Raw genomic sequence first — 16,304 nt, forward strand, 5'->3', positions numbered from 1 at the left:
CGCCTTCAACTCAGCCGGATACCGATTCGATGTGCTCCCTGCCATGACTCCAACCTTCCAACATTCGGAGTCTCCGGACTACCCGGGGCGGTTCAAGTAGCCGTCGGCTGACCGGTTGCCGGAGGCGCGGCGGTTGTTGGGCCGAAGATGCCGTTCGGGTTCGTCGTTGTGGGTTGGTTGGGCGTTTGGACGTTCATCCCGTCGCCACCCTGGTTGGGGGTCGGCGCAGAGTTTCCGGTGGTTTGCTGTGCCGGCGGGACGGTGGTGGTCGGCGCCTGCGGAGCTGTCGTGGGCGGCCCCGTCGGCACTTCGACCGTCGGTCCTGGCCCGGGACCGGGCGCGCAAGTCGTAGCACCCGGCGGACACGGCGCTGCCGAAGCCGCGGGTGCGTACTCGACCGCACCGAACACGGTGAGACCTGCCGCGACCAAGATCGGCGCGACTATCACCGCTGTCGCAGCCCGCGCTCGTTTCCGTAGTTCTCGTAGAGATCTATCCGCCATGCCGAACCATCCCACCCTCCACGCACCTGGACGCTGCTCGATACGACCGCGTGCTGCCGGCCAGTTGGAGCACTGGCCGATGACTCGCACATCGGGACGCTACCTGCGCCTTAAACCCATGTCCATCGACATGGCGAATCGATGGGCCGGTGCACCAAAGAGTGGTCACAGTTGCGTAACGCCAGCTGACACAACCCTCGGATGACTGTTTCGATCCTGAATGTTACGTATGTGACAAAAGTGACGTGTGGGAACTGAAGGGGAGAGGTCCGACCGATGAGCAGAAGACGTGAACAGGGCCAGCGCCTCGGGAACCTGGAGCAGGCGCGGCGCGATCGCGGCGCCCGTCGCCGGGTCCGCAAGAGCGGCGCACTCCTGGCGCTCGGCAGTGTAGCGATCGCCGGCATGACGGGATCGGCGTTCGCTGCACCGCCGGCAGCCGATAAGGCCCCCGTACCGGGAGCCATCCGAGGCGGCCTGTTCGCCGACACCTCCCGAGCCCTGGAGATCCCCGAGGGGTACACGATCCGGGTGTGGAAATACGGCGAGGACCCTGAGATCTGTTCTGCCGCTTGGCCGTGCGCTCAACTCGTACGAAGCGTTCAGCCGCCTCGCCGGGAGCGCGACCATCACCTACACCGACCCGAAGAAGAAGCCGGCCGTCGCGGTCAAGGGCGGCAACATCACCACAGGGGTCCAACTCGGGTGCGCCTCACAGGCCCAGAGCCTCCAAATCGGCGGCAACCTCTCCGATGCCGTCTCCACCAGCGTCACCCCGAGCGTCAGCGGCACAGTCGGCGTCTCCGGTACCGGCTCCGGCGGATCCTCAGGCGGTCAGGGCGGCGGCTCAGTCAACGCCTCCGGCACCGCGGGCGTATCCGCCACGGTAGGCAACACCGTCACCATCGGCGGATCGATCACCGGCACCCTCGGGCCCGGTGTCACCCGCGACTTCCCGATCGCCAAGAAGGACCTTGGCGGGCAGACGGCGTACGTCATTTCCCGTGAGACCCGCATTAGCGTCGACGGCTGCCTCGGCGGCGCGCAAGTCCGCGCTTACGCGACCGCGACCATCGTCACCGACGCCGGCACCTCCTCGATCACCACCTACGGCAAGGTCCTGTTCATCGAACGCGACAAGCCCGGCGAGGCCAAGACCCCACCCCCGGTCAAGGAAGCGCCCGTGCAACCCGGCCAGGCCGCCGCGAAACCCGAGGCCAAGCCCGTGACTGCCCCCGCCGCCAAACCCGATCCCAAGCCCGCCCCGGCGGCCAGGCCTGCACCGCCTACTTCTGCGAAGCCGGCGGCCGCGTTGCCGGTACCACCTGCTGGCAAGCCCGCAGCTCCCGCGCCTGCCCCGCAGAAGTAGGCCTCGGGGGGCCCGGTGACCCTACCCCCTCGTCCGCTCCCCACCGTCGTGTGAGGGGCGGACGAGCCGTATGACGAGACTTCTGCCGAAGGCATCAGGTCATGTGTCCCAGAACGGGCCGGTTTCTGGGACACCGATCATCACCACGAGAGCGCGCACCCGCCGGGTGCGCGCTCTTCGCGCTGACCAGGCTTCCGGCGACTTGTCCGACTTGCGTTCAGGGATAGGGATACAACCCCGTCACAGGACGCCGAGGCTGCGGCCCAACCGTTCGGCGGCGAAGGCGATCTCGTCGTCCCACGGCACGCCGAGGAAGTCCTGCCGGGCGGTGGTGTAGTGGTTGGCGAGGCCGGTCACCGTGGACCAGAGCAGGGCCATGGCGGGGCGCGGATCGCCCTCGTACCCGAGATCGACGAGGGCGGCGCCGAGCACGCCGATCAGCCCGCCCGTCGCGTCCCGGAGATGCTGCTCCACCGCGGGCTGCAGCGTGCCGGGATCGTGCACGAGGCCCAGCGCGTCGAACTGGCGCCCGAAGTTCAGGTACTGCTCGCGGTACTCGGTGGCGGCTGCCGTGAACACCTCCGTGAAGTCGGCCGCGCTCTCGATCCGGGGGCGCAGCCGCTCGGTGAGATCGACCACCTGCTCGGCGAAGACGCCGATGAACAGGTTCTCCTTGTTCGCGAAGTAGGTGTACACGGTGCCGAGCGAGATGCCGGCACCGTCGGCGACATCGCGCATCCGCAGCGCGGAGTAGCCGCCCTCGCGCAGCAGCCGCTCCCCCGCGCGGAGAATGTCGATCCGGCGCTGGTCGCGATCGCCCCACTGGGTGGCCGGCCTGCTCGTGTTCACCCCCCGATACTGCCCCGTGCCGCATCCGCGTACATCACCGGATCGTGCGCGCACACCAGCGTCACGTTCGGCGCACCGTCGGAAAAGGCCTCCGCGAGCCGGTCCCGGGTGGCGCGGGTCTCCCGCCGTCGCGTCGCGGAGACGAACTGGCCCAGCCGGAGCGCCGCGGGGACGGGGCCGCCGAAGACCGCCGCGCGGTGGTAGAAGGCATCGCCGCAGTGGAGGAGCCAGCCGTCGCCGGTCGGCACCGCGACCCCGGCATGGCCCGGGGTGTGCCCCGGCAGCGGCACCAGGAGCAGATCCTCGTCGATCGCGGACAGCGGTGCGCTCGGGAAACCGAACCAGTCGACCGGGAATCGGTCGTAGGTGACGGTGGCGGGCACCGGTGACGATCGCCAGGGCCGGTACCGCAGCGCCGCCGCCGGGCCGTCCGCGAGGCCCGCCGAGCGGTACTCGGTGGTGGTGACGTGGACCTTCGCCCCGGGGAAGTCGTCGATCCCGCCGGTGTGGTCCGAGTCGAGGTGGGTGGCCACGATGTGGGTGACGTCGGCGGGGGAGTAGCCGAGCGCGCGGACCTGCGCGACGGCGGTCTCGGCGTCGTCGAGGGCAGGGCGGATGACCGGGGCGATGACGCCGAGCCGGGCCCTCGGACTCGCGATGTCCGCCGTGCCGAGTCCGGTGTCGACGAGGACCAGGCCCGCGTCCGTCTCCACCAGCAGGACGTGACACACCATCGGTGGCGCCCCCGGTGGACGCAGGGTGCCGCAGTTGAGGTGGTGGACGCGAACCGTCATGCCGCATCCCCCGCCGCGAAGCGCGCGTCGAAGAACGCGAACACCCGCGCCCACGCGTCGGCGGACACCGCCTCGTCGTAGTGCATGCCGGCCACGCGCAGCACCGCGTCGGGCGCGAGCTCGATCCGGTTCGCGAAGCTGTGCCCCACACCGGGATAGGTCTTGAGGTCGGAGTCGATGCCGTGCCGGTCGAGCACCCGCTGCAGGCGCTGCTCACCGAACGGGATGAAGGCGTCGCGGCGGCCGAACGAGCCGACCACGGGGCACGTGTCGGCGGCGACCATCCGGTACGTGGTGAGTGCGCCGTAGAACGGCGCCGCCGCGACGTAGCGGGCGTCTCCCTCCAGGAGGGCGAATCCGCCACCCATGCAGAACCCGGTGATCGCGACGTCGCCCGTGGACTGAGCGTCGCCCGCCAGCACGGAGCGCGCCCGCTCGAGCACGCCGAACGAGGAGCCCTTCCCGGTGGCGAGGGAGCGCATGGTGGACACGATGCAGCCGGCGCGGCTGGTGCCCGCGGTGAACATCAGCGGAGCCATCGCGAGGTAGCCGTGCCCGGCGACGATGCGGAGGTTGCGCTCGATGTCCGGTTCGGCGCCCGTGATGTCGTGCACGAGCAGCACGGACGGGCGCGGCCCGGCGGGCTCGGCGGGGCGGGCGATGAGGGCCTCGAAGGGGGCCGGGCCCCCGTCGACGGTGATCCGTTCGATCGTCACGGGCCGGGTCATCGGGAACTCCTTTCGGTCGTGTCCGCGAGCGAGAGCGGCAGCCGCGGCGGGAAGCGGTGGGACGAGATCGTGTCGACGTCGGGGCGGAGGGAGAGCCGCTCCAGCGTGCGCCAGGTCTCGGCCTGGAGGGCACCGTCGGCCTTGACTACCCGCTCGTACAGCCCGAGCGGGAAGGACGCGTCGAAGCCGGTGAGCGGATCGCGGTACCCGGCGTCGCCGGTGTGCAGGAGCCACCGGTCGCCGCGTCGCACCGCGACGCCGCAGTGCCCGACGGTGTGCCCGGGCAATGGAACCAGCACCACGTCGTCGGTGACGTACGAGCAGCCCGGCACGCCCAGCCACTGCGCGGCACCGTTGTAGGAAGCCCACTTCGGGCCGTGCTCGAAGAAGCGCGACCGGTACGAGATCCGGGCGCGGGGCGAGCGCGAGCGCGACGAGGCCAGTTCGGTGGCGGAGACGTGCACCGTTGCATCGGGGAAGTCGACGATACCGGCGGCGTGCTCGCTGTGCAGATGGGTCAGCACGATGTCGGTGAGATCCTCGCGGCGGAGGCCGATCGATGCCAAGCGGTTCACCAGCGCCATCTCGGGGGTGCGGCGCAGGCGCAGGAAGTGGCGCTCGAAACCGATGAGCGAGGTGTCCTCGAACACCGAGACCGGGAAGCCGGCGTCGATCGCGGTCACGCGGTCCTCGCCGACGACGACGAGGCACAGCGTGGGGACCTCGCCGCCGGCGAGTGGGCGCAACGTGGCGACGTCGAACAGGTGGATGGTCACGATGCGGTCTCCCGGGCGAGTTGGACGAGCAGGGCTGTGGTCGCGCGCCGGTCGACTTTGCCCGCGGCGTTGCGGGGGACCGCCGTGACGAAGTGGATGTCGCGTGGCTGCTCGAACCGGGACAGCGAATCCTTCAGGTGCGAGCGCAGATCCGATTCGGATAAGAGCCCGGCGTCGGCGACGATCAATGCCGCGAGACGCTGTCCGTACTGCTCGTCGGGCACGCCGACCGCGCACGAGTCGACGATGTCCGGGTGCCCGGCGAGGACGTTCTCGAGCGCACGCGGGTAGACGTTCTCGCCGCCGCTGACGATCATGTCGTCCTCGCGACCGGTCACGTGCACCAGCCCGTCGCGGTCCATGAACCCCTTGTCTCCGGTGGCGATCAGCCCCGCGACCTCGCCCTTGCGTTGCCCGCTGGTGTAGGTACCGACGGCGGGCGCGCCGCCGACGTGGATCCGGCCCGTGCTGCCGGGGGTGACGGCGGCACCGTCGTCCCCGAGGATCGCGACGGTGGCGCCGGCAACGGCCCGCCCGACGGTGCCGGGCGAACGACGGAGATCCGCCGGCGTGGCCAGCGTGGCGAGGGCGACCTCGGAGGAGCCGTAGCCGTTGTACAGGTGGTCGCCGAAGCGGTCGGTGAAGCGCTCCGCGACCGACGGCAGCAGCGCGGAGCCGCCGCTGAGAACGATGCGCGGCATGTACGTCTGGGAGCTCTCGGGAACGACGTCGAGGATGCGGCTGAGCATCACCGGCACCACGAGCAGCGCGTCGGCCTCGTGCACCGTGGCACGCTCCAGCGCGGCGACCGGGTCGAACCGGGCGCACGTCAGCAGGGTGCCGCCGAGGCCGAGCGTGATGAGCAGACCCGCCAACCCGAAGGCGTGGAAGAAGGGCACGGACGCCATGGTCCGCATGCCCGTGCGCGCTCCGGTGCGCAGGATCACGCTGGCGGTCATCCCGAGGACGGTGCGCACGTCCGGGTCGCGCGGCACCCCGCGCGGGGTGCCGGTGGTGCCCGAGGTGAGCAGGATCAGGCGTCCCTCGCGCGGGGACGACGGTGCGCGGCGCCACCGATCGCGCACGCCGGCCGACGCGGTGCGCGTGGCGGGCACGGCGCCGACGATCGCGTCGAACTCGGCGTCGCAGATCACCAGCGAGATGTCGTGACCCTCCAGCGACGCCGCGAGCGCGCGGTCCCGGAAGTCGGTGTTGAGCAGCACCACGTCGGCACCGAGGGTGGTGGAGGCGAGCAGCGCGACGACGAACCGCCTGCTGTTGCGGCACATGATGCCGACCGTGGCGGACGCGTCCACGCCCGCGCCGTAGTGGAGCGCAGCGGCAGCCGCATCGACCTCGGCGAGCAGCTCCCGGTAGGTGAGCGTGCCCTCGTCGTCGACGATCGCGACCCGGTCGGGGTGCCGCGCTGCGGACAGGCGCACGAGCGAGCCGATGCCCCGCGGGCCCGCGCGCAGCGCGTCGAGCACTCGGGGCCAGCGGGTCGGGGGCGGCGGGACGAGCAGCCCGGACCGTGCCGCGGCGAGAGCCGCGGCGACTGCGGCGTTCACCGGAGCACCTCGTGCCGGGGACGCGCCGAGGCGGAGTCGGCGGTGAACCGGAAAGCGCGGGTGTAGACGGCGGCGAAGACGCCGCCGGCGGCCGCGGAGGCGGTGTCGAGGGGCCACGACCACCACGGAGCCAGGACCCGCGGACCGTCGACCACGGCGGCGGCCACGACCTGCGCGGCGTGCTCGGGGTCCAGGCCGGGGAGCCTGCGCATGCTCGGGGTGGGCGCGCTCATGCGGGTGCGGATCAGGGCCATGTAGACCGAACTCGTGGCGATCTTCCGGGCGTGCAGTTCGGGCGTCACGCTGCGGAACCAGGTGTCGAAGGCGCCCTTGGACGCCTGGTAGGCGCCCCAGCGCGGCCCCGGATACATGCGCACGCCGACGGTGGAGATGTTCACGATCCGGCCACCGCCGGCCTCGGTCATCGCGGGGATCAGCCGCAGCAGCAGCTGGACCGGGCCGAGGTAGTTCACGTCGATCGTGCGGACGAAGTCCTGCGGCCGGTCGAGCTGGAGGTCCAGCGAGCGGCGGATCGACTTGCCCGCGTTGTTGATGACGATGTCCGGCGCGCCGTGCTGCTCGATGATCGACGTGGCCAGGGCTTCGACGCCGGCGGGATCGGAGAGATCCGCCTGGAACGTGTGGGCGGCGCCGCCGTTCCCGTGGATTCGGGAGGCGACCTCGTCGAGCTTGTCGGCGGTGCGGGCGACGAGGAGCACCGTGGCGCCCGCGGCGGCGAACAGTTCGGCTGTGGCCGCGCCGAGGCCGAACGAGGCTCCGGTGATGAGGACCGTGCGTCCCGAGACGGCCTCGGCGAGGCGGCGCGGGTCGGTCTCACGGCGAGGGCTGGACAGGCGTCCCGCCAACGAGGGAGAGGTCATGGATCGCTCCAATCTGAACGTTGTTCATATATGAACTATGTTCAGAATGCCGTGCACGTCCTGTCATGTCAAGGGCCCGGCACCGCGCGTGCGGTACCGGGCCCTCGGGGTCCCAGCGCCCGGTCCGGGCGCCTGATCGTCAGCGGTGGTCGGCGGACCGTCGGACGTGGAAGTCCGCCTCGTCGGGCTCGGACAGCATGCGCACCATGGTCTTCCGGTCGAACGGCCACAGGTCGATGGTGCCGCTCTCCGTGAAGTACCACGAGTTGCAGCCGGTGTTCCACACCGTGGGCCCCATGGCCTCGGCCACCTGCTCGTTGAAGGCGTCGGTCGCGGCCTCGGTGACCTCCACCGAGGTGACCTCGCCGCGGCGGAACCGGTCCAGCCACTGCGCGATGTACCGCGCGGTGAGATCGGCGGAGAACTGGAGCGAGATCGAGCCGGTCGGGGAGTTCGGGCCCAGGACGGTGAACAGGTTGGGGAAACCCGGGATCGCCGTCATCCGGTAGGCCCGCGGGCCGCCGGACCAGGCGTCGTCCAGCGTGACCCCGTCCCTGCCCGTGACCCGCATCGGCCGCATGTAGTCGTGCGCCCGGAAGCCGGTGGCGAGCACGATGACGTCGGCCTCGTGCAGCGTCCCGTCCGCGGTGCGGACGCCCTTCGCCTCGATCCGCTCGATGCCCTCCGAGACCAGGGAGGCATTGCGCGCCTTGATCGCCGAGTAGTAGGTGCCGGAGACGACCTGTCGCTTGCACAGGGGCTCGTCCTCGGGCGTGAGGCCGGGCCGCAGGGCGGACGGCACCTGCGCGCGGAGCGACAGCCGGGCGTAGGCCTGCACCGCGCTGCGCCGCCACGACGGCTTCGTCGCGATGTCCGCGAGGATGCCCGAGCCCCAGAGTAGGCCCTGGTGCACCCGGTCGATCAGCCCCGGAACGCGCTCGAACAGGGTCGTGATCGGCGCGATCTGCGGCAGCCGCATCGGTGCCCACAGCACCCACTGCGGCGATCGGACGAAGTGTGTGAGGTGCTTCGCTCGCGGCTGCAGCGCCGAGACCACCTGTACGCCTGTGGATCCCGTGCCGATGACGGCGATCCGACGGCCCTCGGTGATCAGCGCGTCGTCCCAGCGGGCGGTGTGCACGACGTCGCCGTCGAAGTCGGCGAGGCCCTCGATGTCGGGGATCGCCGGGTTGTGCAGCACGCCGGTCGCGCAGATGACGAAGTCGGCCGTCATCGTCTCGCCGGTGCTCAGCGTCAGGGCCCAGGTGGCCGAGGCGTCGTCGAACTCCGCGGCGAGAACCTCGGTGTTGCAGCGGATCCGGTCCGCGATGCCGAGATCCTCGACCACCTCGCGATGGTAGCGCTGGATCTGCGGACCGGTGGCCCAGATCCGTTCCCAGTCGGGCTTCGGCGCGAACGCGAACTGATAGATCTGCGAGGGCACGTCACACGTGAGGCCGGGGTAGTGGTTCCAGAACCACACGCCGCCCACGTCGGCGCCCTTCTCCAGCACGACCCAGTCGGTGAAACCCTGCTCCTGCAGGACGTGTGCGGTCGAGATGCCGGCCACGCCGGCGCCGATGACCACGATGCGGGGCTCGGTCATCGCGCCGCCTCCAGTCCGCGCCGGACGGCGAGCGGGGCGGTCCACTGCGCGGCTTCGAAGGCCTGCGCGCGATGGCCCCGGGCCATGAAGTTCGCACCCAGCCCGGCCAGATCGGCACCGTCGGGCGAGATCACCGTGACCCTCTGGCCCCGGGCTCGAGCCACCGCGACCTCGGACCAGAAGACCTGCGACATGGGTCTTCTCAGCACGGCGTGCTCGAGCAGTCCGCCGAGCCCGGGGCCGCGGACGCCGGGGGCGGAGGCCATGGACACGACCGCGACGATCTCGTCGGCGTCCTCGCGGGTGACGAGGTCGACCGAGGCCGTGGAGGCGGCGCCGCCGTCGACGTAGGTGCGACCCTCGATCTCGACGGGCGGCATCCACGCGGGTATCGCCCAGGACGCCCGGAGTGCCTCGGAGGCAGTGGCCTTCGGCGCGCCGGGCGCCCCGAAGGCGACGCGTTCGCCGGTGGCGGGCTCGTAGGCCACGAGCCGGGCTTTCGGGGGCACAAGCGCGCCGGGCCCGACGGTGGCGTCGGCCAGCTCCGCCAGCCAGGTCGCGTCGCCGCGGCCGCGCGGGGCGATGCCCGTGAGCGGCGCGTGCCCGCCGCGCCGGGTCCACAGCGTGGCGGGGTTCGACGGCAGCGAGAACGGAATGCGAGGCAACGAGGGCGGGGTCGCAGCCAGATGGTGCTGCAGCACGGGCGATTCCGCGCGTCCCTCCTGCATCGCGACGAGGTCCTGCACCGAGAAGCGCTGGAGCGCGGTGATGATCTCCGAGCCGGCGGAGGTGCCCTGCAGCACGTCGAAGTCACGGAGGTCGGAGCCGAGCTGCTCCTCGAGCGCGGCGAGTGCGGCGATGGTCCAGGCGCCGCCGATGGTGCCGCCGCAGCCGATCACGAGGGCGCGGGTCATCGGGCGGCCTCCTCGTCGAGGGCGTGGGCAGCGGCATGGCGGTCGATGCGGTCCGTGTAGGCCTTCCGCGCGGCCGCGTCGAGGTCGAGGGTGCGCCGGTCGTCGATCAGCTTGCGCGCCAGTCGCTCGACCGGCTCGGGCACGAAGGCCTCGACGAGGCTCCAGCCCGGCGCCACCCACTTCGGCACGGACGTCCGGGCCGCGCCGGTGCGCAGCGTGTCGACGATCGCCGCGGCGACGTCCTCGGGGTCGACGGTGGGCATGCCCGCTCCCAGTTGCGCGCCCGAGCTGAGCTCGGTGCGCACGGCGGAGGGGAGGATCGCGCACACGGTGACCCCGGTCCCGTCGTACTCCCGGCGCGCGCCGAGGGACGCGCCGAGCGCCCCGTACTTGCTGGCGTTGTAGGTGACCATGCCGGGGATCGGGATCATGCCGGCCATCGACGCGACGTTGACGACGTGGCCGCGCCCGCGCGCCACCATGCCGGGGATCGCGGCGCGCATGCCGTTGAGCATGCCGCGGATGTTCACGTCGAGGATGAGATCGGTGGTCCGCTCCGACTCCTCCTCGAAGTGGCCGAGCGGCATGACGCCGGCGTTGTTGACGAGGACGTCGATGTCGTCGCCGATCTCGGCCAGTGCGATCCGCCAGGATTCCCGGTCGGTGACGTCGAGCCGCACGGCGCGTGCGCCCGGAATGGTCTCCGCGGTGGCTTCGGCGACGTCGAGGTCGACATCCGCGAGGACCACGCGGGCGCCGTGCTGCGCGAACAGGCGGCCGGTGGCGGCGCCGATGCCGCGGGCGCCGCCGGTGATCACGACCAGCGCACCGTCGAGCTGCGCGAGGTGGCGGTCGGAGGGGCCGAAGAACAGAGCCATGGTGGATCCTTTCGATCAGGTAGGACCCAGAGTATTCGAATACTCATAGTTTTTGAATACCGCTAGCGGTATTCTTCTCGACATGGCCAGGCTGACCCGCGTCGAGCAGCGCGCGCAGACGCGCGCCGACCTGCTGTACGCCGCGCGGGACCGGTTCCTCGAGGTCGGCTACGCCGCGGCGAGCCTGGAGGACATCGCGGACCGGGCCGGGTACTCGAAGGGTGCCGTCTACTCGAACTTCGTCGACAAGCCGAATCTGTGCCGCGAGGTGCTGCAGGCCATCCACGAGGAGAAGGTCGCAGAGCTCAGTGCACTGATGAGCGGGCCCGGTGACCTGCAGGACCGGATCGACGTGCTCGCGTCCTGGGTGGAGCGGACCGCAGGCGATGTCGGGTGGACGATGCTCGAGCTCGAGTTCGTCACCGTCGCGCGGACGGACCCGACGCTCCTCGCGATGGTCGTCGAGCTGCGCTCCGCGGCGCACCGCACCGTCGTCGACATGCTGCGGGACATGCTCCGCGGCGCCGCCGATGACGCCGCCGCCGACGCGGAGGCCGAGCTGTACGCGCTCGATTCCGCCGCGGATCTGATGCTGGCCGCGGCGATCGGGCTGGGGATCCAGCGGGCCGTCGACCCGAGGATCTCGCCGGAGCCGGTGATCGCATCGATGCGCAACACGCTGACGCTGCTCGGGGCGGGTGTGTACTGACGGCGGGCGCGTCTAGAGGAGGACGACGGCCTCGCGGTGCACCGCCACGGCCCGTCCGTCATCGAGCTTGACCGACACCGCCTCATCGTCGGCACTGAGCACGGTTCCGTAGCTCAGCACCTCGTCGCGCAACTGCACGCGGTCACCTGGGGTCACGTCGTTCACCTCAATCGTTCATTCAGCGAGATGAAGATTAGCCGCTTGCAAAGGCAAGCGGGGCCGGTTCACGCGATGTTCACCGGGTTCGGCCGCGGATCGTGAGATACATGCGGTCGGTCCCGTCGATCTCTTGGAAACCCGCCGCTCGATACCAGTCTCGGAGACCTGGGCGCCCTGGCATCGGGTCGATGACGACGTGGATACCGCCGATGAGCAGCATCGCGTCCGACGCTGTGAGAATCGCGTCGGCCAGGAGGTCGATGCCAAGCCCCTGACCGCGCAACGACGAGTCGAGGGCGATCTTCCCCAGAAGTACACCCGGCAGCTCACGACCCTGGTAGCGCCGCGGTTTGATCGCGGCGAACCAACCGTCGTCAGCGCGAGTGACCGTCGGCAGCAGGGTGAAGTACGCGACGACATAGACGCCGCCCTCGTCCGTCCAGACGTGCGTCGCCGACTTGCCTTGTTGCTGATCGATGAGTGCGTGCGTTCGTGCCCATGCGTCGAGTGTTTCCTCGCCGCACTCGAAGAAGTCGAAACTGTGCTCTTCAGAAAGCCGCTGGGGCTCGTGCGTCAACGGCCGGCTTTAGCCCGTCGATTCGCCATGGCCGTCTGTAGACGCGTCGAGGGGCGCGCGGGAGCCGAAACCATGCGCTCGAACTCGCGGCTACTGACGCGAGTCACGTCGATTCCCTTGGTGTCGGGCTTGGTGGCGACCATAGGCTGATCATACGGCAGGCGCGAGTCGCAAGGATTTGTCGTGCGGAGACGTCCGTGACACAGATTCTTCAGATCTGTCCCATATGCGTGTACAGTCGCTCCGAACCCCCGATCAGGAGGACCGACATGACGGCTGTGCAGAACCGCACGGAGCTCGCCGAGCAGTGGCCCGCGCCCGCGGAGCCGCAGATGGTGGGCGTCGACCCGTTCTTCGAGGCCCCGTCGGGCTTCGAGGACGCACCCGAGGGCACCGTCCTGCGCTACCGCGACGTGTCGATCGGCTTCCTCGGCCGCGTCAAGCAGAAGGTGCGCGCCACCCAGCTGCTGTACCGCACCGTCAACATGCACGGCGTCCCCGAGGTCACCGTCACCACCGTGATCAGCCCGCTCCGCGGCGCGAAGCCCGGCGCACCGCTGGTGAGCTACCAGTGCGCGATCGACTCGCTGCACCCCAAGACCTTCCCCTCCTACGTGCTCCAGCACGGCGTACGGACAGAGGACGCCTCCTTCCCGCAGATCGAGTACCTGTTCATCGCGGCGGCGGTGGCCAAGGGCTGGACCGTCTCCGTGCCCGACCACGGCGGCCAGACCGGACGCTGGGGCATCCCCCGCGAGCCCGGCTACATGGTGCTCGACGGCCTGCGCGCCGCGCTCTCGCACGAGCCGCTGGGCCTCGCGGCCGACACCCGCCTCGGCGTCTGGGGCTACTCCGGCGGCGGCCTGGCCACCTCCTGGGCCGCGGAGATCGCACCGTCGTACGCGCCGGAACTGAACCTGATCGCCGGGGCCGTGGGCGCGCCCGTCTCCGACCCGGGCAATGTGTTCGTCTACCTCAACAACACCCTGTTCACGGGCCTGCCGACGCTGGTCATCGCCGCGCTCGCCCGCGAGTACCCGACGCTGCGCGAGGTGCTCGCCGAGCACGTCGACGACAAGGGGCGCAAGCTGTTCTACGAGGACGCCCTCGAGTGGTCGCCCGAGCGCGCGATCCGCAAGATGGCGCACAAGGACTTCGGCTACTACTGCCCCGACCTCACCTTCGAGGAGGTCGCGCGGCTGCCGAAGCTGCTGGAGATCTTCGACGACATCCGGCCCGGGCAGTCCGCGCCGACGGTGCCCATGCTCGTCGTGCAGTCCACGAAGGACCAGATCTCACCGGTCACGGACGCGGAGGCGCACGTCGCGCGCTACGCCGACGGCGGCACCCACGTCGAGTACCGCACCGACCAGTGGAGCGACCACTTCTCCATGCACTTCCTGTCGGCACCCCTGCTGCTCGGCTGGCTGGCCGACCGCCTCGACGGCAAGCCCGTCGCCGACGCCGGACACACGCACAAGCGCACCATCATGGCCTCGCCGCGGCAGGTCGGACGCACGCTGCGTCTCGTCGGCACCCTCGCCCGGGTGGGCCTCGCCCGCCGGATCTGACCGCTCGACCCCTCGACCCCGGAGCCCGCGCTATTGCGCGGGCTTCGTCGTCGTGGTGGTGGTGGTGACCTTCTTCGTGGTGGTCGTGGTCTCCGGCGTGGTCGTGGGAGCCGTCGTGGTCGCGGGCTTCTCGGTGGTGGTGCTTGTCTTCTCGGTCGTGGTCGTCTTCGGAGCCGTCGTCGTGGTCCGCGTGGCCGACGGTGCCGTCGTCGTCGGCTGCGTCGTGGTGGCGCGCTTCGTGGTCGTGGTGGTGGCCGCGTCGGAGCTCCGGTCCGTGGTGCTCCCGGACGTGGTCGTGGTCTTCTCCGCGGTGGTGGGCTCGGAGGTCGTCTTCTTCGCCGCGGACCGGGTCGTCGTCGTGCTCGTCGTTCCGTCCGAGGCCCGGGCCGACACCGACACCCGGCCGGTGGTCGGGACCCGCACGTCGACGTCCTCGCCCAGGGCCCGGACGAGTTCGGTCCGCGTGCCGTTGAAGACCGTCGCCCCGGCGATCGCGGCGGCGGTCGGGGCGAGCACCGTCGAATCCCGGAACGGATTGCCGACGACCTGCGTGCCCGGCACGGCCGTCACCACCTCCGCCCGATCCGAGGTGGGCATCGGCGCGAGCACGACCCCGGGGTAGACGGGTGCGGCGGTGTAGCCGGCGGTCGCCGAGCCATAGGCCGGCAGCCAGGGCCCGACGACGCGCCCCTGGTCGTGCACCGCGACCGGGCGGCCCGGCGTGGCGGCCCAGACCGGGTAGTAGGGCTGGTCCCGGAAGCGCGGGTTGGGCCGCGCGTGCGGGTTCTGCGGCACGTCGATGCCGATGGACACCGAGATCAGCGGCTGCGGGCGGGGCTGTGACCAGTCCCGCGGGTACACCCACATCACGGGTACGTCGGCGCGGAAGTCCGTCTCGAACCACGGCTTCGGCCAACTCGGCCGCTCCCACGGCTTCGGCTGCCCGGGGTACCAGGGCCGCACGCCCAACTGGCGGCCGTACACGGTCCAGCAGGTCTGCGACTGCACCTCGACGCCGGCGACCCAGTCGTTCCACCGGCCCGTCTCGCAGATCTGTCGGTACACGTCGATCTGGTGCGGTGTGTAGTTCCACGGGCGGGTGTTCACGGGGCGGGTGAGCTGCGGCGGGGGCGGTGCGACGTCCTGCGGCGCCACCGGCAGGCCGGGCACGTCCGGGGCCTTCGGGTAGTAGACGGTGGCGTCGCCCGCCGTCGCGGTGATCGTGCCCTGCTGCAGCCCGGCGTTCGCCACGGCCTGCGCCGCGACCGGATCGCCCACCATCGTCACGCCCTTGCCGGGGACGGGCACACCGTCGGTCTGCCAGGCCCCCGGGTTCGAGCCGAAGTCGTCCCCGGTGGTCGGGGAGAAGGCGATCGAGCTGTCCGCGGCCTTGTCGTTCGAACCGCATGCGGTGAGGCCCGCGACGGTGATGAGGGCGGCGGCCATCGCGCCCAGGTGCTTCGCGTTCATGACGGATCCGTTCCGATCGGTCGGACTGCACAAGCGCTGGTTTCGTAACGCCGATTACCAGCGACCAGTCTGCGGGTGACGGTCCGGGGCGGTCAAGCGACGCGGGTTGGGCGCGGGGCCCCCGCACGCTAGAGTCGGTTGCGATCGTGAAGACCGACTGAGGGCTGAGGCAACGTGTGGACTGATCTCGCCCGATGGCTCCGCGGCCTGCGGGGCAGGCTGCTCGCCGCGGCGTTGGTGGTGATCGCGGCCGTCGCCGGCGGGGCCGTCGGGTACAGCACGACGGACTCGTACTACGCGACGCAGGGCGCGGTCGTAGTGCTGCCCGCGGGGGCGGGCAACCCGGACGCCGGCCAGAATCCGTTCGCGAACCTCTACAACTCCACGCAGTTCACCGCCGTCGTGGCGACCAACGTCCGGTCGGAGGCCACGCGTGAGCGAGTGGCCACCGCGTCCGGTGCCCGGCGCGACTACGTCATCGAGACGGTGGCCCGCGAGGTGCGGGCGAACTTCGCGCAGAACGCCGCGCAGATCGAGTACACGATCAACGCTCCCGATCCCGACGCGGCCACGCGTGGGGCGGATGCGCTCGTCGCCGCGATCCGCGACGCCATCCGCACGATCCAGACCGATGCCGGGGTGCCTGCGGAGCGGATGGCGCAATTGCAGGTCGCCGTGCCTGCACCCGCCGCGCACGAGGTGACCGGCGGACTGGTCATCGCGGCGCTGAAGGACGGTGGGATCGCCGCCGTGATCGTGGTCGCGCTGCTGCTGGTCTGGCGGTTCGTCCGGAACGCGCGCGCGGGTGGTCGCCGGGCCCGGGTGGGCTCACCGCAGTCGCCGCGGATGCCCATGGCGGACCGGGACACCGCGGGCGCGGCCTCGGAATGAGTCGGCCACCCCGGCTATCATTGCGATCGCACAGAACTGGAGGCGCGCCCGGACCGGCGGC

Annotated in this window: 16 protein-coding genes; 4 read left to right on the forward strand and 12 right to left on the reverse strand. The window is 70.9% G+C overall.

Going from position 1 to position 16,304, the window contains the following annotated elements; genetic code table 11:
- Nucleotides 1-1,056: 1,056 nt before the first annotated feature.
- Nucleotides 1,057-1,872 carry an MspA family porin gene (locus tag ABZX10_RS18020; RefSeq protein WP_355543114.1) on the forward strand — a complete coding sequence of 272 codons (816 nt, stop codon included), beginning with the start codon at nucleotides 1,057-1,059 and terminating at the stop codon, nucleotides 1,870-1,872.
- A 240-nt stretch (nucleotides 1,873-2,112) separates the two neighbouring features.
- On the opposite strand, the gene ABZX10_RS18025 is transcribed toward ABZX10_RS18020, so the two are convergent.
- The 9 genes from ABZX10_RS18025 to ABZX10_RS18065 form a co-directional block, all read right to left on the reverse strand.
- Nucleotides 2,113-2,721 carry a TetR/AcrR family transcriptional regulator gene (locus tag ABZX10_RS18025; RefSeq protein ID WP_355542852.1) on the reverse strand — a complete coding sequence of 203 codons (609 nt, stop codon included), beginning with the start codon at nucleotides 2,719-2,721 and terminating at the stop codon, nucleotides 2,113-2,115.
- Complete coding sequence (locus ABZX10_RS18030; protein WP_355542855.1) at nucleotides 2,718-3,515, reverse strand: MBL fold metallo-hydrolase; 798 nt, start codon at nucleotides 3,513-3,515, stop codon at nucleotides 2,718-2,720. Before ABZX10_RS18030 ends, ABZX10_RS18025 begins: the two co-directional genes overlap by 4 nt.
- Nucleotides 3,512-4,243, reverse strand: a complete 732-nt coding sequence (locus ABZX10_RS18035; RefSeq protein WP_355542858.1) for a dienelactone hydrolase family protein — start codon at nucleotides 4,241-4,243, stop codon at nucleotides 3,512-3,514. The genes ABZX10_RS18030 and ABZX10_RS18035 overlap by 4 nt, the downstream gene beginning before the upstream one ends.
- Nucleotides 4,240-5,019, reverse strand: a complete 780-nt coding sequence (locus ABZX10_RS18040) for an MBL fold metallo-hydrolase (RefSeq protein WP_355542861.1) — start codon at nucleotides 5,017-5,019, stop codon at nucleotides 4,240-4,242. The genes ABZX10_RS18035 and ABZX10_RS18040 overlap by 4 nt, the downstream gene beginning before the upstream one ends.
- Nucleotides 5,016-6,587 (reverse strand): AMP-binding protein, encoded by a 1,572-nt coding sequence (locus tag ABZX10_RS18045; protein ID WP_355542864.1) that lies wholly within the window; start codon nucleotides 6,585-6,587, stop codon nucleotides 5,016-5,018. The genes ABZX10_RS18040 and ABZX10_RS18045 overlap by 4 nt, the downstream gene beginning before the upstream one ends.
- Nucleotides 6,584-7,468, reverse strand: coding sequence for an SDR family NAD(P)-dependent oxidoreductase (locus ABZX10_RS18050; protein ID WP_355542867.1), 885 nt, complete (start codon nucleotides 7,466-7,468; stop codon nucleotides 6,584-6,586). The genes ABZX10_RS18045 and ABZX10_RS18050 overlap by 4 nt, the downstream gene beginning before the upstream one ends.
- Before the next feature lie 139 nt (nucleotides 7,469-7,607).
- Entirely contained in the window at nucleotides 7,608-9,074 is a 1,467-nt protein-coding gene (locus tag ABZX10_RS18055) for an NAD(P)/FAD-dependent oxidoreductase (protein ID WP_355542870.1), read from the reverse strand.
- Complete coding sequence (locus ABZX10_RS18060) at nucleotides 9,071-9,988, reverse strand: patatin-like phospholipase family protein (RefSeq protein ID WP_355542873.1); 918 nt, start codon at nucleotides 9,986-9,988, stop codon at nucleotides 9,071-9,073. Before ABZX10_RS18060 ends, ABZX10_RS18055 begins: the two co-directional genes overlap by 4 nt.
- Nucleotides 9,985-10,866 carry an SDR family oxidoreductase gene (locus tag ABZX10_RS18065; protein ID WP_355542877.1) on the reverse strand — a complete coding sequence of 294 codons (882 nt, stop codon included), beginning with the start codon at nucleotides 10,864-10,866 and terminating at the stop codon, nucleotides 9,985-9,987. The genes ABZX10_RS18060 and ABZX10_RS18065 overlap by 4 nt, the downstream gene beginning before the upstream one ends.
- A gap of 82 nt (nucleotides 10,867-10,948) precedes the next feature.
- On the opposite strand from ABZX10_RS18065, the gene ABZX10_RS18070 reads away from it, so the two are divergent.
- Nucleotides 10,949-11,575 carry a TetR/AcrR family transcriptional regulator gene (locus ABZX10_RS18070; protein ID WP_355542880.1) on the forward strand — a complete coding sequence of 209 codons (627 nt, stop codon included), beginning with the start codon at nucleotides 10,949-10,951 and terminating at the stop codon, nucleotides 11,573-11,575.
- A gap of 12 nt (nucleotides 11,576-11,587) precedes the next feature.
- Here ABZX10_RS18070 and ABZX10_RS18075 read toward each other — a convergent pair whose 3' ends face one another.
- Complete coding sequence (locus tag ABZX10_RS18075) at nucleotides 11,588-11,731, reverse strand: preprotein translocase subunit YajC (protein ID WP_139058039.1); 144 nt, start codon at nucleotides 11,729-11,731, stop codon at nucleotides 11,588-11,590.
- Nucleotides 11,732-11,810: 79 nt separating this feature from the next.
- A complete protein-coding gene (locus ABZX10_RS18080) occupies nucleotides 11,811-12,311 on the reverse strand; it encodes a hypothetical protein (protein WP_355542884.1) in 501 nt (166 codons plus the stop codon).
- Nucleotides 12,312-12,580: 269 nt separating this feature from the next.
- On the opposite strand from ABZX10_RS18080, the gene ABZX10_RS18085 reads away from it, so the two are divergent.
- Complete coding sequence (locus ABZX10_RS18085; RefSeq protein ID WP_355542887.1) at nucleotides 12,581-13,882, forward strand: lipase family protein; 1,302 nt, start codon at nucleotides 12,581-12,583, stop codon at nucleotides 13,880-13,882.
- A 30-nt stretch (nucleotides 13,883-13,912) separates the two neighbouring features.
- On the opposite strand, the gene ABZX10_RS18090 is transcribed toward ABZX10_RS18085, so the two are convergent.
- Nucleotides 13,913-15,352: a hypothetical protein gene (locus ABZX10_RS18090; protein WP_355542890.1), complete on the reverse strand. Its 1,440-nt coding sequence runs from the start codon at nucleotides 15,350-15,352 to the stop codon at nucleotides 13,913-13,915.
- 174 nt (nucleotides 15,353-15,526) lie between these two features.
- Between ABZX10_RS18090 and ABZX10_RS18095 the strand changes: the two genes are divergently transcribed.
- Nucleotides 15,527-16,243 carry a hypothetical protein gene (locus ABZX10_RS18095; protein ID WP_355542893.1) on the forward strand — a complete coding sequence of 239 codons (717 nt, stop codon included), beginning with the start codon at nucleotides 15,527-15,529 and terminating at the stop codon, nucleotides 16,241-16,243.
- Nucleotides 16,244-16,304 lie beyond the last annotated feature (61 nt).

It is taken from the genome of Tsukamurella sp. NPDC003166 (genome assembly GCF_040611135.1).
Taxonomy (GTDB): Bacteria; Actinomycetota; Actinomycetes; order Mycobacteriales; family Mycobacteriaceae; genus Tsukamurella.